The 22,010-nt window shown below is 60.2% G+C and carries 19 protein-coding genes; 11 read left to right on the plus strand and 8 right to left on the minus strand.

Annotated features, from left to right (window positions below; translation table 11 throughout):
- Positions 1-17: 17 nt before the first annotated feature.
- Positions 18-1,583, minus strand: coding sequence for an alginate export family protein (locus PLJ71_02355; GenBank protein ID HQM47496.1), 1,566 nt, complete (start codon positions 1,581-1,583; stop codon positions 18-20).
- A gap of 125 nt (positions 1,584-1,708) precedes the next feature.
- Positions 1,709-3,025: a phenylacetate--CoA ligase gene (locus PLJ71_02360; protein HQM47497.1), complete on the minus strand. Its 1,317-nt coding sequence runs from the start codon at positions 3,023-3,025 to the stop codon at positions 1,709-1,711.
- Between the two features lie 362 nt (positions 3,026-3,387).
- Here PLJ71_02360 and PLJ71_02365 point away from each other — a divergent pair, with 362 nt between their 5' ends.
- A complete protein-coding gene (locus PLJ71_02365; protein HQM47498.1) occupies positions 3,388-4,545 on the plus strand; it encodes a T9SS C-terminal target domain-containing protein in 1,158 nt (385 codons plus the stop codon).
- A gap of 147 nt (positions 4,546-4,692) precedes the next feature.
- Here the strand turns inward: PLJ71_02365 and PLJ71_02370 are convergent, their stop codons facing one another.
- From PLJ71_02370 to PLJ71_02385, 4 genes are all read right to left on the minus strand, one after another.
- Entirely contained in the window at positions 4,693-5,130 is a 438-nt protein-coding gene (locus tag PLJ71_02370) for an ACT domain-containing protein (GenBank protein HQM47499.1), read from the minus strand.
- Between the two features lie 44 nt (positions 5,131-5,174).
- On the minus strand, positions 5,175-6,506 hold the full coding sequence (locus PLJ71_02375) for a phenylacetate--CoA ligase (protein HQM47500.1): 1,332 nt from the start codon (positions 6,504-6,506) through the stop codon (positions 5,175-5,177).
- A gap of 78 nt (positions 6,507-6,584) precedes the next feature.
- A complete protein-coding gene (locus PLJ71_02380; protein ID HQM47501.1) occupies positions 6,585-7,109 on the minus strand; it encodes a 2-oxoacid:acceptor oxidoreductase family protein in 525 nt (174 codons plus the stop codon).
- On the minus strand, positions 7,097-8,707 hold the full coding sequence (locus PLJ71_02385) for a thiamine pyrophosphate-dependent enzyme (GenBank protein HQM47502.1): 1,611 nt from the start codon (positions 8,705-8,707) through the stop codon (positions 7,097-7,099). The genes PLJ71_02380 and PLJ71_02385 overlap by 13 nt, the downstream gene beginning before the upstream one ends.
- 396 nt (positions 8,708-9,103) lie before the next feature.
- On the opposite strand from PLJ71_02385, the gene PLJ71_02390 reads away from it, so the two are divergent.
- Entirely contained in the window at positions 9,104-10,117 is a 1,014-nt protein-coding gene (locus tag PLJ71_02390) for a sulfotransferase (GenBank protein HQM47503.1), read from the plus strand.
- A gap of 53 nt (positions 10,118-10,170) precedes the next feature.
- Here PLJ71_02390 and PLJ71_02395 read toward each other — a convergent pair whose 3' ends face one another.
- Positions 10,171-10,956, minus strand: coding sequence for a thiazole synthase (locus tag PLJ71_02395; protein HQM47504.1), 786 nt, complete (start codon positions 10,954-10,956; stop codon positions 10,171-10,173).
- Complete coding sequence (locus PLJ71_02400; GenBank protein HQM47505.1) at positions 10,953-11,714, minus strand: HesA/MoeB/ThiF family protein; 762 nt, start codon at positions 11,712-11,714, stop codon at positions 10,953-10,955. The genes PLJ71_02395 and PLJ71_02400 overlap by 4 nt, the downstream gene beginning before the upstream one ends.
- A gap of 256 nt (positions 11,715-11,970) precedes the next feature.
- Here PLJ71_02400 and PLJ71_02405 point away from each other — a divergent pair, with 256 nt between their 5' ends.
- The 9 genes from PLJ71_02405 to PLJ71_02445 all read left to right on the plus strand — a co-directional run bounded on the left by PLJ71_02405 (position 11,971) and on the right by PLJ71_02445 (position 22,010).
- Positions 11,971-13,977, plus strand: coding sequence for a CocE/NonD family hydrolase (locus tag PLJ71_02405; GenBank protein HQM47506.1), 2,007 nt, complete (start codon positions 11,971-11,973; stop codon positions 13,975-13,977).
- 248 nt (positions 13,978-14,225) lie between these two features.
- Positions 14,226-14,510, plus strand: coding sequence for a GYD domain-containing protein (locus PLJ71_02410; GenBank protein HQM47507.1), 285 nt, complete (start codon positions 14,226-14,228; stop codon positions 14,508-14,510).
- 60 nt (positions 14,511-14,570) lie between these two features.
- Positions 14,571-15,650 (plus strand): radical SAM family heme chaperone HemW, encoded by a 1,080-nt coding sequence (gene hemW / locus PLJ71_02415; GenBank protein ID HQM47508.1) that lies wholly within the window; start codon positions 14,571-14,573, stop codon positions 15,648-15,650.
- A gap of 124 nt (positions 15,651-15,774) precedes the next feature.
- Positions 15,775-17,529, plus strand: coding sequence for an NfeD family protein (locus PLJ71_02420; protein HQM47509.1), 1,755 nt, complete (start codon positions 15,775-15,777; stop codon positions 17,527-17,529).
- The gene (locus PLJ71_02425) at positions 17,511-17,813 is read left to right on the plus strand and encodes a hypothetical protein (protein ID HQM47510.1); all 303 of its coding nucleotides are present in this window, start codon (positions 17,511-17,513) and stop codon (positions 17,811-17,813) included. The genes PLJ71_02420 and PLJ71_02425 overlap by 19 nt, the downstream gene beginning before the upstream one ends.
- Positions 17,810-18,307, plus strand: a complete 498-nt coding sequence (locus tag PLJ71_02430) for an NfeD family protein (GenBank protein ID HQM47511.1) — start codon at positions 17,810-17,812, stop codon at positions 18,305-18,307. The genes PLJ71_02425 and PLJ71_02430 overlap by 4 nt, the downstream gene beginning before the upstream one ends.
- A gap of 79 nt (positions 18,308-18,386) precedes the next feature.
- Positions 18,387-19,400 (plus strand): flotillin-like protein FloA, encoded by a 1,014-nt coding sequence (gene floA / locus PLJ71_02435; GenBank protein ID HQM47512.1) that lies wholly within the window; start codon positions 18,387-18,389, stop codon positions 19,398-19,400.
- A 90-nt stretch (positions 19,401-19,490) separates the two neighbouring features.
- A complete protein-coding gene (locus tag PLJ71_02440; protein ID HQM47513.1) occupies positions 19,491-20,132 on the plus strand; it encodes a hypothetical protein in 642 nt (213 codons plus the stop codon).
- A gap of 198 nt (positions 20,133-20,330) precedes the next feature.
- Complete coding sequence (locus PLJ71_02445) at positions 20,331-22,010, plus strand: helicase-associated domain-containing protein (GenBank protein ID HQM47514.1); 1,680 nt, start codon at positions 20,331-20,333, stop codon at positions 22,008-22,010.

A 22,010-nucleotide genomic window follows, 5' to 3' on the forward strand; every position in this document is an offset into this window, starting at 1 on the left:
ATCGTGTTTGCGGGGCGTCAGAACGTCAAGATGAACCACAAGAATACGTAGTCTGCATCGGCGTCGTCGGTACCGCCCATGAAAACGTTTCCGTTGGAGTACAGATAGTTGCCGTCCAACCCGTGATCCGAATCGTTGAAGAAGTGGGAGTAGAACAGCATGATGGTGAGATTTTCGCTGTAGGCGTAATTGATGACATTCAGCCATTCCCACCCGATATTGTCGCCGGACTCCATAGTCCAGAAGCTCAGGTTTGGAGCGATCAGCACGCGATAGTTGCCGAGGGTGAAGTATGCCGGCCAATCAAAGGTTTCGTTGGCCCAGTAACGCCCGATCTGGGTCTTGACGGAAACCTTCTCAAGCGGTTTGAAGTCGACGCCGAGCGCCAGTTCCGAGAAGTTGGTCAGGCAGCCGTTGTCGTTTATGGCCGGGGCGTAATTTGTTTCGGAGAACAAGCGATTGAACGATGCGCTCGCGTTGGGTTTGTCGAACGGGTTCAGCCATTCCCAGAAACTGATGTCGCGTTCGTCTTCGCCTCCCATGTATACCCCGAGCACATATGGCCGAGGTTTCCATGCGATATCAAAGGTGTACCCGATTTCCAGTTCGCCGGCCCATTGATCCCATTCCGCTTCGTTGTCGCCGTAGAAATATGGCTTGAACCGGAAGCCCAAGGCGTCCGCGTCACCGAACTGATAGGCCAGTTTCAGGTCGTAATCCAACGCGCCCCAGTTGCCCCATGCGCGCCCGCCCACCGTGTGCAGGTTGGTGGGGTCGTAGTCGTCGACACCGAACCAGTCTTCAATCCATTCGCCGAAGAAGCCAAGGTTTGTGTCCGACAACCGCCGTGCGTCGCGCAGCCAGTACCACCACAGGGCGAAATCGATGTTCTCCAGACCCGTGTAAGCGGCGCGCACACCGTAGAAGTCAACGTCCTCATCCTGTTCGATGGGTCCGCCTTCCGCGAGCTTGGTGGCGAAGGCGTCGACTTCAAACTGGTCGGTGGTGTAATTCAGGGAGATGCCATCCCACGAAATGCGCAGGGTTGGCGTGGCCCTGTCGCTGAGCAGCCAGCCTTCATCGAACCGCATGCGCTGGCGGCCGATGCGCGCACGCAGCGGCAGACCGCCAATCTCATTCATTTCGATGTAGGACTGGAGCAATTCGACGTCGTCCGAGGTATCGGCGGGGCCGTCCGCACCGGTGATGTAGTTGCTGCGGAAGTCTTCACCCCACCACGCGAAGTCGTAGAATTCGATGACGCCATTCACGTTGTTGGTGAAATCAGCCTTGACGCCCAAGGTCGTCACCAATTCCGTGAACGTCCAATCGGAGCGCGCGTTGTCGTAATCGAAGAGACTACGGACGCCGAGCGCGTCGCCAATGGCCCGGCCGGGCAGGAACGCGGCCGGAATACGCACCTCGAGCGCCGGTCCGCCGCCGTATACCGCGGCATTGTTGAACGAGCTCTTGTAATAACGTGCGCGAATATCGATGCGTCCGTACACCTGGACATTCTGCAACTCCGCATAGGCACTGCCTAGCAGGGCACACACGATAAGTGTGCAAATAACGATTCGCATGATTCCCTCCCCCTCTGTTCTGGTTCACCTTCCGCTTGGCGTATCCCCCCCAACAGCGGCGACACAGTGCGCCGCCCGGGATACTCCCTTCCTGCGGATTGTTATACACCAACAAAGCGAAAAAGTCACGCTTTTCTCATATCAATTACGCGCTTGGCTTTGCCGGGGGACCGTTGGAGGGTTTGCGGGCTGACCAGCTCAACGCGGGCGCGAACGCCCGTGACTGACGCGATCTCTCTAACTATCCGTTCTTTAAGGACTTGCATCTCGCTCATCTTGTCCGAAAACAGCTCGGGACGGATTTCGACTCGTATGGTCACTTCGTCAAGAGCCCCTGGGCGTTCGATGACGATTTCGTAGTGGGGGGCGGTACCTTCGACCCTCAGGAGGGCTTCTTCAATCTGTGACGGGAAGACGTTCACGCCACGAATGATGAGCATGTCATCCGTGCGGCCGACAATGCGGCTCATGCGAATGCTGGTCCGGCCGCAGTCGCACGGGCAGGGGTCAAGGGCGGCGATGTCGCGTGTCCGGTAGCGGAGCACCGGAAACGCTTCTTTGGTGAGGGACGTGAAGATCAGTTCTCCGTAGCTGCCGTCGGTGATAGGTTCGAGGGTATCGGGGTCGACGCACTCGACGATGAAATGGTCTTCCTGTATGTGCATTCCCGCGCGGAGATGGCATTCTCCGCTGACGCCGGGCCCGATCACCTCGCTCAATCCGTAATTGTTGTACGCTTCGAGCCCCAACTGGGCCTCGATCTGGGTCCGCATGTCCTCGGTCCAGGGTTCGCCGCCGAAATGGGCGTACTGGAGCGGCAGGTCCGCCGGGGACATGCCTTGTTCACGGGCCACTTCCGCAATTTGCAGCGCATAGCTCGGCGTGCTGATGAGCACCTCTGCGTTGAGATCTCGTATGAGCAGGATCTGCCGCGGCGTGTTGCCGGAGGAAGCCGGGACGATCGCGGCGCCCACTCGTTCGATACCGTAGTGCAGGCCGAACCCTCCCGTGAACAGGCCGTAACCGAAGGCGATATGCACGGTGTGGTGGGGCTGCAATCCCCCCGCAACCAGAAACCGCGCGCACAGATCGGCCCAGGTGCTGAGGTCCCCCGCCGTGTAGGCTACGAAGGTGGGTTTGCCGGTTGTGCCGGAAGACCCATGGTACCGGGCCACATCGCTGCGTGGCACGGCCAGAAACCCCAGAGGATAATGCTGCCGCAGGTCCTCTTTGGTCGTGAACGGCAGCCGGCGGACGTCGTCCAGCGTCTTGATGCTCTCGGGGCCGATGCCCCGTTTGGCGAACGCGTCCTTGTAGAAAGGGACGTTCGCGACACGCGCAACGGTCTGGCGAAGGCGCGCAAGCTGCAGTGTTTCCAAATCTTTGCGCGGCATGGTCTCGGCTTTGGGGTCCCAAATGCGTTTCGGAATGACGTGTGACATAAGCGAATCCATGGGGGCGTGCCCTATTCCCCCGCCGGTCTTGAATTGTTTCCACAGCAGGCAGGGCGGTCTGCTGCCAATGATTCCTGGTTTATAAGGCGGAGCAGTAGAACACCATATGGCATGCCCGAATGTCAAGAACGCGGGATTCCCGAAAACGTGGGAGTGTACTGGGTGGACGCAGCCAGCGTCCTGGTGTCGCACCGGCGTGCTGGTCCGCGGGATTATCCGGTCCATGTCCGGCCCGTCTGACAAGTCCGGCCGTCGCTTGTTTTTGCGGTATACTGCGGCGGCGGGAGAGGGAAGGCGTTTGGCCCCCCGACGGTCTTCGATGGGGTGGCTGGTCTGTGGGAAAGAACAGTATGCCACTAAAGAAATACTTGCTGTTCGCGCTGTTGTTCGGATTTGTGGCGTGGTCTGCCGCCGATGCCGGGGAGCAGAAGGCGGAACCACCATTTGACGTTGTCCCTCTGCAGGGCTCTGAAATCACGGCAGATACGGGGGAGAAGCCGCAGTCCAAGCTCTGGCTTCATGATGGCTGTTGGTGGGCTGTGTTTCCCAACGCCGCGGGTACGAATTTGTGGCGTTTGGACGATACGCGGTGGTCCTCCATGCTGCATCTGTCGGATTCGACCGATACCCACGCAGACGCCAGGCGGGTAGGCGGGTTGGCGCATGTATTATTGCTTGGGAATGCCCGGTGTGAACTGGTTTCGCTCGAGTACAGCCCGGCCGCAAAGACCTATCATCTCTGGCCGAAATGCCCGGCGCCGGTGAGCTTCACGCTGGACGCCGGCGTGGAAACCGCCACCATCGATGTCGATTCTTCGGGGCGCATGTGGCTGGCTTCGGACGGGGAATCCGCGATCAACGTGCGATGGAGCGAGCCGCCTTACTCGAGCTGGAGCGCGCCCCTCGCGCTGGCAAACGGGGTGGGTGACGACGATATTTGCGCCGTTGCCGCCTTTCCGAGCGGGGGCGCGGGTGTGCTCTGGTCAAACCAGAACACGAGACAGTTCGGTTTTCGGTTCCACCCCGGAGACGCTACCCCCGGAGCGTGGTCCGGCGACGAAACGCCCGCTGCCGCCTCGGGATTGCCCGTAGGCAGAGGAATGGCGGACGACCATCTGAATTGCGCCGTCGCCTCGGATGGTACGCTCTATGCCGCCGTAAAGACCAGCTACGATACGGACGGGTATGTAGTGATCGGCCTGTTGGTCCGAAGACCGTCGGGAGTGTGGGACGAGCTGTACCGCGTCGATGATGACGGCACGCGGCCGATCGCGCTCCTGAACGAGAAGAGCGGGTCGCTCCTGGTGGCGTACCGGCTCGGCGACGCGATTGTCTGCAGGGAATCGCCTCTGAACCCCATTGCGTTCGGTCCGCGTTGCACGTTGATGACCAAGGGCGCCGAGCGCCTGAACAACGTCACCAGCACCAAAGACAGTTTCAGTGATGATGTCGTGATTCTCGCCTCCACGGCCACTACTGCTGAGGGTGTGCGGATAAGACCGCGTTGAGGGAAAGTATGTTGCGCCGGACTGGTCAGGCGCGTCTGGCGGCGCCCTCCGGGGTTTGGGGAAGGAGAAGCCGGGAAAAACATCCTGGCCTCGCAAAAAACGCCCCCGCGGGCATTGCTGTGCGCGGGGGCGGTTGACTGGCCGTTGTTATTTGCCGCGCGAATAGAGGGAGACGCTTTCGACGACGCCGACGCCCGCGGTCTGGAGTTTTGCGACCGCACTGTCGGGGTCTTCGAATCGGAAGACCATGATGGCCTTGCCTTCGCGTCCGAATGTGAAGGCATACATGTACTCGATGTTGATATCGGCTTTATCGATGACATCGAGGAGGTCGGCGAGACCGCCGGGCCGGTCTTCGACCTCGACGGCGACTACCTCGGTGGTGTTGACCACACATCCGGCCTTTTCGAGTACGTCCTTGGCTTTCTTCCAATCGCGCACGATCATGCGAAGGATTCCGAACTGCTCGGTATCGGCAAGGGAGAGGGTCATGATGGAAATGCCGGCGTCGGCCAGGGCCCGGCAGGGGACCTTGAGGTGTGCCGGCTTGTTTTCGAGGAACAAGGATAGTTGCGTGATCTTCATAGCGACAGTCTCCTCATACGCCGGAGCGTATCCGGCATTCGTTTTCAGCCTTCCCGTTTGTCGATAACGCGCTTGGCCTTGCCCTGGCTGCGCTCGATGGAATGCGGTTCGACCAAGGTGACCTTGGCCCGGACGCCGACGGTGTTTTCAATGGCCTGACAGAGTTTGCGCTGCACCGTCTCGACCGAGCCCACGGTGTCGCCGAACATCTCGGGGGTGACCTCAAACCGGACTTCCATCTGGTCAAGGCCTTTGTCGCGTGTGAGGACGATCTGGTAATGGGGCACCGTACCTTTGATGGTGAGAATCGCCGCTTCGACCTGTGACGGATACACGTTAACGCCGCGAATGATGAACATGTCGTCGCTGCGGCGGCCGATGCGATCCATGCGGCAGACGGTGCGCCCGCACCCGCACTGTTCCGGGATCAAGCAGGTCATGTCGCGCGTGCGGTAGCGCAGCAGGGGCATGGCGCTCTTGCTGAGCGTGGTCAGCACGAGTTCGCCTTCCTTTCCCGGGGGCATGAGTTCGCCGGTCTCGGGGTTGATGATCTCAGGATAGAAGTGGTCCTCGAAAATGTGCAGCCCTTCCTGCATGGCACACTCGCAGGCGACGCCCGGGCCGATGATTTCGGACAGGCCGTAGATGTCGTAGGCCTTGATGCCGCCGCTTTCCTCGGCGTGTTTTCGCAGCCCCTCGCTCCATGGTTCGGCGCCGAGTATTCCGACGCGAATGGGCAGCTTGCGCAGGTCGATGCCCATTTCCTGAGCGCGTTCGGCCAGATGGATGAAGTAACTGGGGGTGCACGTAATCACGTTCGAGCCAAAATCTTTCATGATCATGATCTGGCGGTCGGTGTTCCCGCCGGAAATAGGAATAACCGAGGCGCCCATGGCTTCGGCCCCGTAATGGAGCCCGAGACCGCCGGTGAACAGGCCGTACCCGTAGGCGTTCTGGACGATGTCGCCCCGGCGGCATCCGCAACACGCCAGGGAGCGCACTACGACGCTGGCCCATACATCAATGTCTTCCTGGGTGTAAGCCACGACGGTGGGCTTGCCGGTGGTGCCGCTGGAGGCATGCAGCCGCACCACGTCTTCCATAGGACTCGCGAAAAGCCCAAACGGATACGCGTCGCGCAGGTCGTCTTTCATGGTGAAATGAAGTTTGGCAATGTCTTCGATGGACTTGATATCGTCGGGGGTGACGCCCTTCTGTTCCATCCGCTGCCGGTGGAATGGGACGTTTTCATACGAGCGTTTTACGATGAACTTCAGCCGTGCCAGCTGCAGTTCCCGCAACTGGCGTTCCGGCAAGTAATCCGGTGCGCTCGCCGGGTGAAACCCGCCTCCGCATACATATTTTTCGGTCTTCATACGTTTTCCCCCTGTCTCTTTAAGTGCTAAGCCGATCCCAAGCGACCCATCCTCACCGCGGCCCGCTCCGGCGGGCCGTTACACCTGCACGAGTTCGCGGCCCAATAGGAACATCTTCTCATTGAATTCCCATGTTCTTTGAGGAAGATTGGCGTGCATGGCCTCGCGCCACCGGTCGTCCGGCACGTCCAGAAACGAGCTGAGCGCTCCAAGCAAAGCTACGTTCATGCTGCGCAACCGGAGCCGGGTTTCCTTGTCTTCATCTTCATCGGCATCTTCATCGATGTAGCCAGGCAAGTTCTCGGGGGTCAGCAGGATGCCGCCTTCCTTGAGCTGGTCCTCGACGGCATCGGCCTCGTCCTCCGTGAGAACAAGAATGTAGTCGGCTTCTCCGGGCGGCACCATTGGACTGAGGACTTTTTCTCCGAACCGTACATCGCTGGCCACGGAACCGCCCCGTTGGCTCATGCCGTGGATTTCGCTCTTCTTGACGTCGTTGCCCGCGGCGAACACGGCACCGGTCAAGATGTCCGAGGCTTTCACGACGCCCTGGCCGCCCAGCCCGGCGATAATGACGTTTGTAACGGGTTTCAGGTTGTGCATTTTTCGGAAATTGCCGCGCGCTCGGTAGCCGCCAGTTTCTTTTCGGAGAGAAGGCAGGGCCTGCGCGCTATGATAACCGCCAACTCACCGCTGTCAAGGCACTCGCGGACGAGGTCCGCGAACGCCTTCATGTCCTGGGTCGGATCAATCACATAGACCCGGCTAATCCCAATGGCTTTTGCCAGCCCTTCAAACGATAACTTCGCGGAGGGCGAATGGTCAAGCGCTCGTCCCGTTCCGGGATGTTCCTGGAGGCCGGTCATGGCCGTAGTGCCATTATCGACGATCAGGAGCAGGTGTCCGGTTGGCGGCGGATTGTAGGCCATCTCGACCAGCCCCGTGATGCCGCTGTGGACGAAGGTGCTGTCGCCAATGACGCTGACGACCCGCCTTGCCTCTTCGGGTGGCAGCACGTGGCGGAGGCCGAGTCCGACGCCGATGCTGGCGCCCATGCAGATGCAGGTATCCATCGCTTCGAAGGGCGGCAATACCCCCAGGGTGTAGCAGCCTATGTCGCCGGTAACGATGCAGTTCTGCCGCGCAAGTGTAGCGAACACGGTGCGATGGGGGCAGCCCGGGCAGAGTTGCGGCGGTTTGCTTTTCGGCGCGGCGGGAGCAGGGGCCGGCTCTTGAGCAAGAATGCCTCTCACCAATCCGACGTTGAGTTCTCCGAAGCGATATCCCTGCTCCTTGCCCTCGACAGGGATGCCGTTGGCACGAATGCTCTCGACAAGATACGGGTCGCCCTCTTCGATGACGATACAGCGGTCTACGCTTGCGGCGAACTTGCGAATCAAGGTGAACGGCAGTGGATACGTGGTCGTGAGTTTGAGAAAAGATGCTTCGGGCGCGGCTTCCCGTGCGTGCATGTAGGATATGCCGGAAGCAATAATGCCCAACGAACCGTCGCCTTCCACGACGTAATTCAGCGAAGACGTTTCGTTTTCTTGTTCAATGGCGGCCAGTTTTGCACGGAGCTTGCGGTGAGCGGGCCGCGCATAGCCGGGAATCATCACGCGCGCCTTGATATCACGTTGGTAGGATGCCGGTTGCGTAATGGTAACGGGGGCCGAGCGCCTTACTGCCGTTTGGGAATGGGAGGTGCGCGTAGTCATGCGCAACATGACCGGAATCTGATGCCGGTGTGAGAGCTGAAACGCTTCGCGGGCCAACGTGTACGCTTCCTGGGAATCCGAAGGTTCAAGCATCGGGATGCCCGCGGCTCTGGCGTAGTGCCTGTTATCCTGCTCGTTTTGGCTGCTGTGCATGCCCGGATCGTCGGCGGAGACTATCACAAGCGCGCCCGGCACACCGGTGTACGCGACGGTAAAGAAAGGGTCGGCCGCCACGTTGAGGCCTACGTGCTTCATCGTGACCAGGGCCGCGGCTCCTCCGAAGGCGGCGCCGATTGCGACCTCTAGGGCCACCTTCTCGTTGGGGGCCCACTCGGCATGACCGCCCAATGCGGAGAACTCTTCGAGTATTTCAGTCGATGGGGTGCCCGGGTAACCGGCACCGAAGCGAACGCCGCAATCAAGGGCTGCGCGGGCGACGGCAGCGTTCCCGCTGAGGAGCAGCCGCTCCGTAGAGTCCGACATTAACCAATCTCCATAGGCTCTCGAAAAATGAACCGTGTCATACGCAGGCAGCGCTGGAGTGTATAGCGCGTTGGAAAGGCGGGCTGGTGAAAGAGTTACAGAAGGCAATCCGCCGTGAGCACTCCTGCGCAACGCAACAAGCCTAGCAAAATGCCGTGCAGCGAATCAACGTACGAAAAGCTCGAGCACGCCAAAACACGACAAGCGCCCTGCATTTGAACAGCACGGTCCCTGGCTCTAAGCTCTTTGTCCACGGATTCCTACGCAATACGGCGCCGGCTTGCCCTTTTCCTGTTCCTGAAGGGAGTCCGGTTTGCGCCGGGGGTTTGACAATGCTGTCTCCGGACACTAGAGTCTTGTTCCGCAGTTGGCAAAGATGTGGAGGCTTGTAGTTAGATGCGTGTGCCGCTTCTTTTTGTAATCAGCGCTCCCCGTTCGGGCAGTACCATGCTCGAGCGGATGCTCGAATCGCACTCCAAGATTCTCGGTGGGCCGGAGCCCCACCTGCTTACGCCGCTGGCCCATCTGGGGCTGTGGGCTAATGTCGATAAGGCGGCCTACGACCACGTGTTGGCGGCAGAGGCGCAGAAGCTGTTTGTCCAGAAACTCCCGGAGGGGGAGCAGGACTACTGGGACGCGTGCCGGGCCTATTGCGATGTGCTTTACGGCCGGTTGCTGGCATCCAGCGGGAAAGAAATCTGTCTTGACAAGACTCCGGCCTATGCGTTGATTCTGCCCTTTCTGATGAAGGTGTTTCCCGATGCGAAATACGTGGTTTTGACGCGGCACCCCCTGGCCACATTTTCCTCCTACGCGAATTCCTTTTTCGACGGCGACTACGCCCAAGCCCAGAACTATAACCCGATTTTGAACCGCTACGTGCCTGCCATGGCGGAGTTTCTGCGCCAGGATGCGGTCGGTCATTTCCACGTGCGCTATGAGGACTTGGTCAAGGATCCCGAGACATGGATGGGCAAGATGTATGAGTATATCGGGGTTCCCTTCGAGCGGGAGACCATCGATTACGGCGGGAATGACAGCGGGGGCAAGCGCGAGGGACTTGGCGACCCTATCGGAGTGGCGCAGCACGCACGGCCTCAGACCGGCTCGATCAAGAAGTGGGTATCCGAGCTGGCGCACAGTCCTGATAAGATGAGCTTGATGCGCGAAGTGATCGCATCCATTAACCCGAATGACCTCGCGGCCATCGGCTACCCGATCGAGTCGCTTTGGAAACCTCTCGAAGAGGCGGGGGAAAACGTCCGCCCTCCCAAGGGTTCGAAGCTGACGCGCTACCGCGTCCAGCGCAAACTGATCGTGGGGTTGCGGTCCTGGGCGCGGAAAGGTGGTCTTTTCCGCAAGCTCCTTGAGAAAGCGCGTTTGGCCTGTAACGTATTGTTAAGGGATTAGATAAGGCGCGCCGGCCAGCATCGTTTGCCGAGCGCCCCGCCGCACAGGAGAACTCATCCTTCAGTGCGCAGGAAGCCGGTCAACGGAGAGGTTGCTTCCGCACTGGTGCGTTCGGGCCCCAATCCTGCCAAGTAGGCGGCTCGGCCTGCTTCCGTAGCCATGGCAAATGCGCGGGCCATGGCCGCGTGGTCGGCGGCATCGGCCAGGGCGGTGTTGACCAACACGGCGTCGGCGCCCATCTCCATGGCGGCGGCCGCGTGGGACGGGGCCCCCAGGCCCGCGTCAACCACCACCGGCACGGTAGCCTGTTCGATGATGATGCGGATCATGTCGTACGTGCGCAAACCCCGGTTACTCCCGATCGGCGCCCCCAGAGGCATGACCGTAGCCGCTCCGGCCTCTTCGAGTTTTTTTGCCAATACGGGGTCTGCCTGGATGTATGGAAGCACCGTAAAACCTTCTTTTACAAGGAGTTCAGTGGCCTTGAGGGTCTCGATGGGGTCCGGCAGCAAATACCGGGGTTCGGGCGTAAGCTCAAGTTTCACCCAAGGTTCAAGGCCCGCTGCCCGGGCGAGTTTTGCGAGCCGCACCGCTTCGGCGGCGTCCCTCGCTCCGGATGTGTTGGGCAGAAGCAGGTGGCGTTCGCGGTCGATGACGGTCAAAATGCTGTCATCGCCGGGTTTACTCAAGTCGACCCGCCGCAGAGCAACGGTCACGATTTCAGCGTCGCATGCATCGAGGCACGCTTTCAATGCGGTGCTCGAGGGGAATTTCCCGGTGCCAACGAACAAACGGGAACGAATAGTCCGTCCCGCGACGATAAGCTTGTTTTCGGTCATGTAGAACTCCATGAAGGTGCGCAGCAGCACTTCGTGTTTCGGGGAAGCCGGGTGGTCCGCCATCGGAGGTTTTCGCCGTCGATACTATGTACGGCACCGGCCCCGTCGGATTGGGGTTTCCACAATCCTGCCAGGTATCGCACCACAGCCAAGGCCTCGAGACTGCCCAGCACGCCCGGAACAGCGCCCAAAACGCCCTGTTCATTGGTGGTGGGCACGCCCAGTGGCTCGTCCGACACGGCGCACCGCAAGCACGGGGTCCGCCCGGGCACGACGAACATCATCTGCCCCGACAAGGCGAGAATGCCTGCGGTCGCGAAAGGCTTCCCATATTCGAGGCACACGTCGTTGACAAGAAACTTCGCCGAAAAACTGTCCGTAGCCTCAACAACCACATCGTACGCGGTCAAGAGTCCGGGCGCGTTGTCTTTCGTGATACGAACCGGCATAACCTGCAATCCACAGTCGGGATTGAGCGCGCGCAGCGTCATTGCGGCTGACTCGGCCTTGTTCATGCCAAGCCGGGCGGTTGTGTGCACTACCTGGCGCTGCAGGTTAGACAATTCCAGGACGTCCGGATCGACAAGTCCCAGGCGTCCAAGTCCTGCGGCAGCCAGATACAGAGCCGCGGCGCTCCCAAGGCCGCCCAGCCCGACGATGCAGACGCCGGCGTCCAGCAGACGCCGTTGGCCGCTCTCGCCGATACCGGGGACCAGAATATTCCGCTCGTACCTCTCGCGTTGTTCCTGGCTGAGCATTGTGCCCCTTTGTCTCAGAGCAAAGGGTGATTTTAGCAAACTGCGGCGGGCCCCTCAACGCAAGGGACCCACGTAGAGTCTTCTCCCTGCAAATCAGCGTATGGAGAGGAGCTGTGCTAAGATGCCGCTCACGCGGCCGAAGGAGCGCGCAAAACCCATGCATATCAATGTCACTCACGAGGGAGAAACAGGCAGCCCCTGCGTTCGATCTGCACATATGTCCGCTGCGCAACGCAGCGCAGGTGTGAACAACAGCTTGACGAGATTTCTCGCGGCGGCTGCGTTTGTATCCGCTCTTGTTGCCTGCTCAGCCTACGCTGCCCGCGTTACGCTGACCGGGACGGTCACTGACGAGAAGACGGGCCAACCGATCTTTGACGCGGAAGTCGGGGCGGTTCGGAGCGTCAGCCTTCGACCAGACGACGCTTCTCGGGCGGTTCCTGTGGAGTCATCGGTCCACACCGATTCCGCGGGCCGTTACCGATTCGAGGTGGACAGCGCGACAGCCGGACTCGAAAAGGTCCTTGTTTTCACTCGCTCCGTGGGCTATGTCAACGAACTCTACGACGATGTCACATATACCGGCAGGGCCCCTCTCAACGGGGACGCAGCGAAGCCGGGTATCGTACAGATTGACGCCCGCGCGGATGTGCAAGGTATTGATTTCGCGCTTGAACCTGCCGCGATTTCGGCCAAGACGACCCATATGCTCGCCATGAAAGATGGCGCGCGCCTCGCAACCGACGTCTACCTGCCGCAGGGGCCGGGCCCATGGCCGGTGGTCCTCGTACGGACCACGTACGATAAGAACGAGAATCATCGCGGTCTCGAATTGACGGATGCGGGCTTTGCCGCGGTCGTACAGGATTGCCGCGGCACCCATGGGTCCGAGGGCGTATTCCACGGTTTCATGGACGACGGGTGGGGAGAAAACAAGGACGGCTACGAGACGGTGCAGTGGATTCTTCAGCAGCCGTGGTGCAATGGCAGAATTGCCACAACAGGCGGCTCGGCTCTGGGCATCACCCAAAACATGTTGGCAGGAAGTGTGCCGCCGGGTCTCACCTGCCAATATGTGGTCGTAGCGGCCTCCGACCTGTACAGTCAGGGCCTCTTCCACCAGGGCGCGTTCCGTAAACGGTTGGCAGAGGGCTGGATGGCGGGCCGTGGGGAGGCTGCGTTCGATTATCTGCGTGAGCAGCTCATGAAGCAGCCGCTCTACAGCGACGACTTCTGGGCCTATGTCAATTTCGAGACGCGCCACCACCTGGTCAATTGGCCTATCCTGAACAGGGGCGGTTGGTATGACATCTTCCTGCGTGGGACCATCAACAATTTCGTGAATATTCAGCACAACGGCAAACCTGGCGCGGCAGGCAAGCAGAGACTCATCATAGGACCGTATGGCCACGGGAAAGGGGATGGCGGTTTCGTATGGCCGGAGAACAGGACGCATCCACATGCTCACATGTCATCCAACAGCGAAGGCGCTTGGTTTAGTCATTGGCTGAAGGATGCACCGAACGCCGTCACGAATGAGCCAGCCGTCTGCTATTACGTTCTTGGTGACGTGGATGCCCCGGACGGGCCCGGTAACACGTGGCGTTTTGCCGACGACTGGCCGGTGCCCAGCACGCCAGTGCGGTACTACTTCCACGAGGGCGGCACGCTCGACACCGTTGCCCCGGGTCCTGGCGAGAAACCCAATACGTATGTATTCGACCCGGCAAATCCCGTTCCTACACTCGGCGGCGCCAACCTTTCCGGGACCCGTGGCCCATACGACCAGCGCCCCGTCGAGTCCCGGCCGGACGTTATCCTGTTCACCACGCCGGCTCTGGATGCGCCTATCGAGGTCACCGGCACCATTCTCGTGAAGCTTTGGGCATCCAGTTCCGCGGTCGACACGGATTTCACCGCGAAGCTGTGTGACGTCTACCCGGACGGACGGTCCATGATTGTATGTGACGGGATTGTGCGGGCGCGTCACCGCAATACCATGCGCAAAGAAGAGTTTCTGACTCCCAACAAGGCCTACGAGTTCACAATAGACCTTTGGGAGACCTGCATCGCTTTTAACACAGGGCATCGCATTCGAATTGCTGTTTCGAGCAGCAACTTCGACCGTTTTGATGTTAATCCCAACACGGGGGAGCCTTTCTATCGCCATACTCATTTGATATCGGCGACAAACACGATTTTCCACGATGCCGAACGTCCCTCGTACGTCCTCCTTCCGGTTACAAGCGCCGTAAAGCATTGAAAACAGCTCGGCGGGCCAGAGTTAGACAGACCGGAGAAGCGTATCGTTGAGGCCGATTCGTCTCGTGAACCGCAATCGCCGCACGGCCGTCCGCGGTGTTCGATGCGGTCTTTCGGCAGAACATGCCGTTCGGCCCAAACTGGGGATTACTGAGGTTCCGGAAGCTCATTCTCATCGAGGATAAGAGTATAATGGTCGAAGTCGGGTTGCGGTTCTCGTGAGAAGGCAAATACAGAAGGGAGGCGGACATGACGACGTTCTTCATGTTTGGCGAGTACAGCGCCGAGTCGGTGCGCGAAGTCACCGCTGAACGAACAAAAGAAGCGGTAGCTCTCTTTGAAAGTTTCGGCGGGAAGGTCAAGGATATGTACGCGCTTCTCGGGCCGTACGATTTGGTGTTCATCGTTGACCTGCCGGGGACTCAGGAGGCCATGAAAGCTTCTGTAAAACTCTCGAAGGCAACAGGAATCACCTTCATGAGTTGCCCGGCCATGACTGTGGAGCATTTCGACAAACTCATGTCCGAGATGTAAACCGCGGCGGACGCCGCGGTTTCTTGCTCAAGTGCGAGGGTGCCGGGGAGCGGTTTGTTTGTGATCGGCATATATATCCACGTGCCCTATTGCCGCACGTTGTGTCCCTACTGCGATTTCAACCGTGTGCGCATAGACGGAACACCGCCGGAAGCGTTTGTTGACGCTCTCGTGGTCGAGATCGAGGCGTTTGACGCGCGCGACAGGGCTGAGACGGTGTTCCTGGGCGGGGGAACCCCATCCCTGCTGCTGCCGGGCCAGCTCGAGCGCATTCTGCAGGCAGTTCGGCGCCGCTTCGAGCTTCCCGACCCCGAGATTACGGTCGAGGCCAACCCGGACGATGTCACGGAGTCCCTTGCTGATGCGTGGCGGGCCGCGGGCGTCAACCGTGTGAGCCTCGGGGTTCAGAGTTTTGACGACGCGTCACTGCGGTATCTCGGGCGAAGGCACAACGCGGAGGCGGCGCGCGCGGCCTGCAGGATTGTCGCGGAGCGGTTTGGCAACTGGAGCATGGACCTGATTTCCGGGGTCCCGCCGGTGTCTTCCTGGGAACCCACCCTGGCCGAATGCGCGGGCTTTTCTCCGCCGCACGTTTCCTGTTACGGGCTGACTTACGAATCGGGGACGCCGTTCGGGGCGCGGGCTCACGAAGCCATAGACGAGGACTTAGCCCTCGAATGTTACCGTCGCAGCCGCGAACTGTTGAGGGACTATGAGCGGTACGAAGTGTCCAATTTCGCGCGTCCGGGGTATGAATGCCGCCACAATCTCTACTATTGGCGCAACGGGGAGTATGCTGGGTTTGGTCCGGGCGCTTATTCTTTCATCGATGGTACCCGTACGATGAACGAGGTGTCGCCCGGAGCCTATGTGAAAAGGCCCGGTCAAAAGGCAGAGGTGGTACGGTTATCTGACCGCGAGGTGCGCATAGAGACCCTGATTCAACATTTCCGGCTGCGGGAGGGCCTGGGGTATCAAGAGTATTCGGAGCGTTTCGGGCGGAGCCTCGAAGAGGATTTTGGGTTCGTTTTGAAAGAGTTGGTGGCTCGAGGCCTTCTCCAAGAACACGGCGGCCGGCTTCAGCCCACCGAGCGGGGTTTTGAACTCAACAATGAGATTGGGTTGGCGCTGGTGGATTGATCGTCGCAGGGCATACGCCTAGAATAAGTGGTGGAGGCCCAGTGTAGTAGGGAATAGACGCCTTGGCGGCTTGCACGTCCCCTGAGAGGGATGCACGGCTGCGGCCGAAAGAGGTGGGGCAAGAATGTTTAGACGGATCGCCATCGTGCTCGCCCTCGGAGCACTCTATCCTCTTGCCATTGCGCAAGAAGAAGCGCCTTCCGGAGGGGAGCGTGACAACCGGTACGTCGTCATATGCACACTCGACGGCGAGGTGGACGAAGCGATGGCCGTCTTTGTTGAGCGCGTCGCCGACTACGCCGAGGGCGCCGAGGGGGCGGTATTCATCATCGAGACCCCCGGGGGGCGCGTCGATACGGGCCTCGAGATAACCAAATCCATCCAGCATGCTGGCAAATTCTGCCCCACAATCGCCTATGTAACCGACGGGTTCAGCGCGACTTCCGCGGGAGCGCTGGTGGCGTTCGCGTGCAAACACATTGTTATGACGCCGGGCGGGACGATCGGGGCCGCCTCGCCCATTCTCATCACCCCGGAAGGGCCTCTGCCTGGCGACGAGAAGACGGTTTCTTTTCTGCGGGCAAAGTTCGGCGCTCTCGCCGAGGCAAACGGGCACAATCCCGACATTGCCATGGCGATGGTGGACAAGGACATCGAGCTGCGGGCGTTCAAGATTGACGGCAAGGTTATTGTCAAAGCGGTGGATGAGGACACGCGTTCACGGACAAGCCAAAAGGAAGACGCGCTCGATGATTTCATCGACACGATCGACGAACAAATGCCCTTGCCGGAAGGTGTAAAAGACGCCGCCAAAGAATTTATGCGCAAGGCCACAGGCGCCGGCACCGATGCCGGCAACGAAGAGAAAGATGCCGGGCCGGCCGGGCAACAAGCCCCAGACGCGACCCCATCACAGGACGACGTCGAGAAGTACGGGGGGCCGGGAGATGTTCTCGAAAACTATCCTCCTGAGGGGAAGCTCGTGGTCGCGCGGGGCAAGCTCCTCACGTTGAAAGCGTCGGAGGCCAAAGAGTACGGGCTTATACCCGACACGTTTGATGATCTCGAGCACGTGCTGTCGTTTTTCAAGCTGAACGAGTATCAGCGTTTCGAGTATGAGATGACGTGGTCAGAAATCATTTTCCGGTGGTTGACGAACCCCACGGTCAGCAGCATCCTTCTTCTTCTTGGCGTGGGCGGGTTGTACGTGGAAATGAAGACGCCCGGATTCGGCGTTCCGGGTATCGTCGGGATCACGTGCCTTGTCCTGTTCTTTGGCTCGAGGGCAGTGCTCGGACTGGCGGACTGGATTGACATCGGTCTCGTCGTCATTGGGGTGGGGCTGATTCTCCTCGAGATTTTCGTTATCCCGGGTTTCGGCATCGCGGGGGTGGCGGGTATCCTTTGTGTGCTGGCGGGGTTCGTGCTGTCATTCGTTCTCAATGACTGGCAGTTGCCCCAGTATAGTTGGGATTATGAGCGCCTCGAGGAAGCAGCGTATTCGCTCGCGCTGTCCATGGCCCTGTTTCTGGTGTTCGTGGCAGTGACGTGGAAGATTCTGCCGTATACGCCTATTTACGGCCGTTTGGTGCTCGCGGATCAACAGCTGGCCGAGGCGGGCTACGTGGCCCAGACCGATCAGGAAGAAGATGCGGCTATTGGACTTGAGGGCGTGGCGCTCACCATGCTGCGTCCGGCGGGCCGGGGGCGGTTTGGCGACAGGAACCTGCACGTGGTCAGCCGCGGGGAATTCATCAAACCGGATACCCCCATTGTGATTACCCAGGCGGAAGGCAACCGGTACGTGGTTGAGCCGCTCAAACGGGAAGAGGATAATGCGCCCGAGGAGAAGAAGAGTCCATGGATAAGCGGCAGCTGATCATTCATATGTTACGGCAACTGGACGAGCAAAGCCGAAGTATCCAGCAAGTGGGCGCAGGGTACTACAGTTGCGTTCCGTTTGCGCGGCGGTTCAACAAACTGCTGGCGGAGTCGCGGACGCTGTTCGGGGCTTCGGATAGTCTTATGGGCACATTTGAGGATATTGCGGAATTCGACCCTAAGGATCCGACGGACAAGATGAAGATCATCCAGGGCATCCGGGTGGAAATCAACCAACTCATTGCGCTGCTCGAGGTGGTCCCTGAGGGCGGCGTCCAATGATCTGGTGGGTACTGATTTTGTTTGTAGCGGGCGCGACGCTCATCACGGTGGAGTTTGTCGTTCCGGGGGGGATATGCGGTTCGGCCGGAGGTCTCATGATTATCGGGAGTACCGTTCTCGGATGTTACCACTATCCCGATTACTGGCTTCCCATCCTGATGCTCGAGTTTCTGGGTACCATCGCCAGCGTCATTCTCGGAATGTACCTGTTGCCGCGGTCGCCGTTTGGCAAGCTCCTGATTCTCGGCAACACGCAGAAGGCCGAGGAGGGCTGGGTCAATGAGAAGAGCGACACCGGATTGATCGGCAAAGTCGGCAAAGTCGTGACGCCCCTGCGCCCTGTCGGAACCGTCGAGTTCGGCACGGAGCGTTTGCAGGCCGTTTCGGAAGGCTCGTTTATCGACCGCGACGCCGTAGTTCGGGTCATCGAGGTTCACGGAAACCGGATTGTTGTTGAGCCGGTGGAGCAAGCGGAGGAGACCGCGAGCGCGTGACTTTTGAGCGATTTCATGATAGAAGGGGTTGGAGAGCTGTGTATGGGCCGGGTTCTGGTCTAAGAAGAGGGGGCGTATCATGCCAACATCGATAATAATGTGGGGTGCGGCGATATTCCTGGGGGTCATCGCGCTGATCTTTTTCGCCATTTTCGTCAAGTTTATCGGGCTGTGGATACGGGCGTTCGCGTCGGGGGCGCACGTGAGTGTTCCAAGCCTCTTGGGAATGTGGCTTCGCAAGGTGAATGCGTCGGTTATCGTTGACAGCCGGATCATGGCGGTCAAGGCGGGGCTCGGGATCTCGACGAACGACCTCGAAACGCACTATCTCGCGGGCGGCAACATCGTGCGCGTCGTTCAGGCGCTTATTGCCGCGAACAAGGCCAACATTCAATTGAGTTTTCAGAAGGCCACGGCCATCGATTTGGCGGGACGCGACGTGCTCGACGCGGTGCAGACCTCGGTCAAGCCGAAGGTGATCGATTGCCCTGACCCCACCAAAGGCACCCCCACCGTCGCGGCCGTCGCCATGGACGGGATTGAGTTGAAAACCAAGGCGCGCGTGACGGTGCGCACGAACATCAACACCTTGATCGGCGGCGCGACCGAGGAGACCATCATCGCGCGCGTCGGCGAAGGCATCGTGACTACCATCGGTTCGGCCGAGTCGCACAAGAAGGTTCTCGAGAACCCCGACTCGATCTCAAAAGTGGTGTTGGCGCGCGGCCTGGACGCGGGCACGGCCTTCGAGATTCTGTCGATCGATATTGCCGACGTAGACGTTGGCCAGAACATCGGCGCCCAACTGCAGACGATGCAGGCTGAGGCCGACAAGAACATCGCCCAGGCCCGCGCCGAAGAACGCCGGGCCATGGCGCAGGCGCGCGAACAGGAAATGCGCGCGCAGGTGGTCGAGATGCGGGCCCGCGTGGTGCAGGCAGAGGCGGAAGTGCCCAAGGCTATCGCGGAAGCGTTCCGGACGGGCAACCTCGGCATCATGGACTACTATCGCATGAGGAACATCATGGCGGATACGGATATGCGCCAGTCCATCTCCGGTATGGAAGGCAAGAAGGACGACAAGCAGACCTGAGTGAACCGTCCGCGGCGGGGGCCGGGAGCCGACGGCCTCCGTTCCTGACCAGGCGGTCTGATTCGAGCCGAACGTGAGAGAGGTCATCGGATGAACGAACTGGGAAGTCTGATTGTCATTGTTATCGTGATCGTTGCCAGCGTGATCGGGAAGATCCAGGAGCAACGCAAGGCCCAGGAGCGCAAGAAGAGCCGCACGCCTGTTCGTCCGGAAGATTTGCCGGAAGCAACGCGGCGTCTGTTGTACGGGACGCCTGACAAGCCCGCGGCGGATGCCCGGCGCGAATCGCCCCAGGTGCGCACGGCTCAGCCCCGGACGGCGCCTCCGGTTCAGCGCCAACAGCCGGTAACGGTGCGGCGTCCGGTCCAGCCGCCGGTTCAGCGTCCGGTTCAGCAGACCGCAACGCCGCCTCCGCCCCCGCCACCCAGTCGGCGGCGAGTCGAGCCACAGCCCCGGGTCGAGCCTGCACCCACGCCCCTTTCGCTGCAAGCGCGCCATGAGCAGCTAATGGCGCAACGCCTGAAACAGTTGGAAGAAGCCCGGACGCAGCGCGCGGCGATGATTCAGCGGGCGCAACAGCTCCGCCGGCAGGCGCCCGGGGCCGCCGCGCAAGAGCCGCGTTCGCGAAAGAGGACCACCCATCCCGCCATGGAACTGTTCTCGAATCTGGACGATGTACGCCGCGGGATCGTGATGGCGCAGGTCCTGGGCTCTCCCAAAGCGTTCGAGTAATCTGGTGTAAAGCACTGCGGGGAACGAATGCGCGGATTCGGGTGCGCGGATTCGGGTACCTTCTTGCCTCTCCTTTTGGTACAATCACCCGAATACGTGCGCCGCAAACGTGCTGCGCGGATGGTTTTCGAAGGTTTCCCTTGAGGGGGACGGCACTCGTGAAAGGTAGCACCCGCGTGTCCGGGACCGGAAAGGCACATGGAAGCCCAACGCGCTAAGCCACTTATCGTGCAATCCGACCGTTCCATTCTGCTTGAGACGGACGGTCCCCGCTTCGAGGACGCCCGGGACGCGGTCGCCCCGTTTGCTGAACTCATCAAGTCTCCCGAGCATATCCATACGTACCGCGTAACCCCGCTCTCCCTTTGGAACGCCGCCGCCGCCGGCATGTCCGCCGACGAGATGATCGCCCACCTCAAGGAATACAGCAAGTACGAGGTGCCCGAGAATATCCTGTTCGAGATCCGCGACACGGTGTCACGATACGGCCGCCTGAGACTCTGCAGACGCGAAGACGGCATGCTGGTGCTCGAGTCAAGCGACGCGCTGCTGGTCTTGCAGTTGAAACGGCAGAAATCGTTACAGCAATTCATCGAGGGCGTCGAGAACGGACGCCGCTTGGTTGTGAAGCCGCTGGAACGCGGCAACCTGAAATGCGCACTGATCAAACTCGGATTCCCGGTCGAAGATCTCGCGGGCTATGTTGAAGGAGCGCCACTGCAATTCGAGTTGCGCGACAGGACCCTCGGTGGCAAGGACTTCTCGCTTCGGAAGTACCAGGTCGAGGCCGTGGACGCGTTCTACGCGGGCGGGTCGAACCGCGGGGGGAGCGGCGCCATCGTGCTGCCCTGTGGCGCGGGAAAGACGGTCGTGGGCATCGGAGCCATGCACCGCCTGCAAACCCAGACGCTTGTCTTGACAACTAACACCGTCGCACTGCGCCAGTGGATTGGCGAACTGCTCGACAAGACCACGCTCGAAAAAGAGCAGATCGGGGAGTACAGCGGCGAAGCGAAGGAAATCCGTCCCGTAACCATGGCGACGTACCAGGTGCTGACGTATCGCCGCTCGAAGGAGGGGGAATTCGAGCACTTCGGCCTGTTTGACCAAGGCAATTGGGGGCTGGTGATATACGATGAGGTGCACCTGCTGCCCGCGCCGGTGTTTCGGGCGACGGCTACCTTGCAGGCGCGGCGCCGGCTCGGGCTTACTGCTACGCTGGTGCGCGAGGACGCCCGCGAGGACGACGTGTTCAGCCTGATAGGGCCCAAGAAATACGATGTGCCCTGGAAAGTTCTCGAGAAGCAAGGGTGGATCGCCGCGGCGGCATGCACCGAAGTGCGCATCCCCCTTCCCGATGACGAGCGGTACCGGTACGCGGTCTCCGATAAACGCGGCAAGTTTCGGATAGCCTCGACGAACCCGATCAAGGCGAGCATCTGCCGGACCCTCGTGGAGCGGCACCGGGGAGACAACATCCTTATTATCGGGCAGTATTTGGACCAGTTGCGGGCGCTCGCGAAGACCATGAAGGCGCCCCTCATCACCGGGCAAACGGCGAACAAGAAGCGCGAAGCGTTGTATGAAGCCTTCAGGAAGGGCGAGCAGAAGCTCCTGGTCGTGTCGAAAGTGGCCAACTTCGCCATTGACCTGCCCGACGCCAACGTGGCGGTTCAGGTGTCGGGGACGTTCGGCTCGCGGCAGGAGGAAGCACAGCGCCTGGGCCGGATCCTGCGGCCCAAAGAAGATGGTTCGATCGCGCATTTCTATTCGCTGGTTTCCCGGGATACCTGCGACCAGGATTTCAGCGTGAAACGCCAGCTGTTTCTCACGGAACAGGGCTACCATTACGAGATCAAAGACTACGAGGAGCTGTAA

It is taken from the genome of Candidatus Hydrogenedentota bacterium (assembly GCA_035416745.1).
Classification (GTDB): domain Bacteria; phylum Hydrogenedentota; class Hydrogenedentia; order Hydrogenedentales; family SLHB01; genus UBA2224.

What these genes read in the sequence shown, in the direction of transcription:
- PLJ71_02355 (HQM47496.1), bottom strand. Translation starts at nt 1,583, where the DNA reads ATGCGAATCGTTATTTGCACACTTATCGTGTGTGCCCTGCTAGGCAGT.
- PLJ71_02360 (HQM47497.1), bottom strand. Translation starts at nt 3,025, where the DNA reads ATGTCACACGTCATTCCGAAACGCATTTGGGACCCCAAAGCCGAGACC.
- PLJ71_02365 (HQM47498.1), top strand. Translation starts at nt 3,388, where the DNA reads ATGCCACTAAAGAAATACTTGCTGTTCGCGCTGTTGTTCGGATTTGTG.
- PLJ71_02370 (HQM47499.1), bottom strand. Translation starts at nt 5,130, where the DNA reads ATGAAGATCACGCAACTATCCTTGTTCCTCGAAAACAAGCCGGCACAC.
- PLJ71_02375 (HQM47500.1), bottom strand. Translation starts at nt 6,506, where the DNA reads ATGAAGACCGAAAAATATGTATGCGGAGGCGGGTTTCACCCGGCGAGC.
- PLJ71_02380 (HQM47501.1), bottom strand. Translation starts at nt 7,109, where the DNA reads ATGCACAACCTGAAACCCGTTACAAACGTCATTATCGCCGGGCTGGGC.
- PLJ71_02385 (HQM47502.1), bottom strand. Translation starts at nt 8,707, where the DNA reads ATGTCGGACTCTACGGAGCGGCTGCTCCTCAGCGGGAACGCTGCCGTC.
- PLJ71_02390 (HQM47503.1), top strand. Translation starts at nt 9,104, where the DNA reads ATGCGTGTGCCGCTTCTTTTTGTAATCAGCGCTCCCCGTTCGGGCAGT.
- PLJ71_02395 (HQM47504.1), bottom strand. Translation starts at nt 10,956, where the DNA reads ATGACCGAAAACAAGCTTATCGTCGCGGGACGGACTATTCGTTCCCGT.
- PLJ71_02400 (HQM47505.1), bottom strand. Translation starts at nt 11,714, where the DNA reads ATGCTCAGCCAGGAACAACGCGAGAGGTACGAGCGGAATATTCTGGTC.
- PLJ71_02410 (HQM47507.1), top strand. Translation starts at nt 14,226, where the DNA reads ATGACGACGTTCTTCATGTTTGGCGAGTACAGCGCCGAGTCGGTGCGC.
- PLJ71_02420 (HQM47509.1), top strand. Translation starts at nt 15,775, where the DNA reads ATGTTTAGACGGATCGCCATCGTGCTCGCCCTCGGAGCACTCTATCCT.
- PLJ71_02425 (HQM47510.1), top strand. Translation starts at nt 17,511, where the DNA reads ATGGATAAGCGGCAGCTGATCATTCATATGTTACGGCAACTGGACGAG.
- PLJ71_02430 (HQM47511.1), top strand. Translation starts at nt 17,810, where the DNA reads ATGATCTGGTGGGTACTGATTTTGTTTGTAGCGGGCGCGACGCTCATC.
- floA (HQM47512.1), top strand. Translation starts at nt 18,387, where the DNA reads ATGCCAACATCGATAATAATGTGGGGTGCGGCGATATTCCTGGGGGTC.
- PLJ71_02440 (HQM47513.1), top strand. Translation starts at nt 19,491, where the DNA reads ATGAACGAACTGGGAAGTCTGATTGTCATTGTTATCGTGATCGTTGCC.
- PLJ71_02445 (HQM47514.1), top strand. Translation starts at nt 20,331, where the DNA reads ATGGAAGCCCAACGCGCTAAGCCACTTATCGTGCAATCCGACCGTTCC.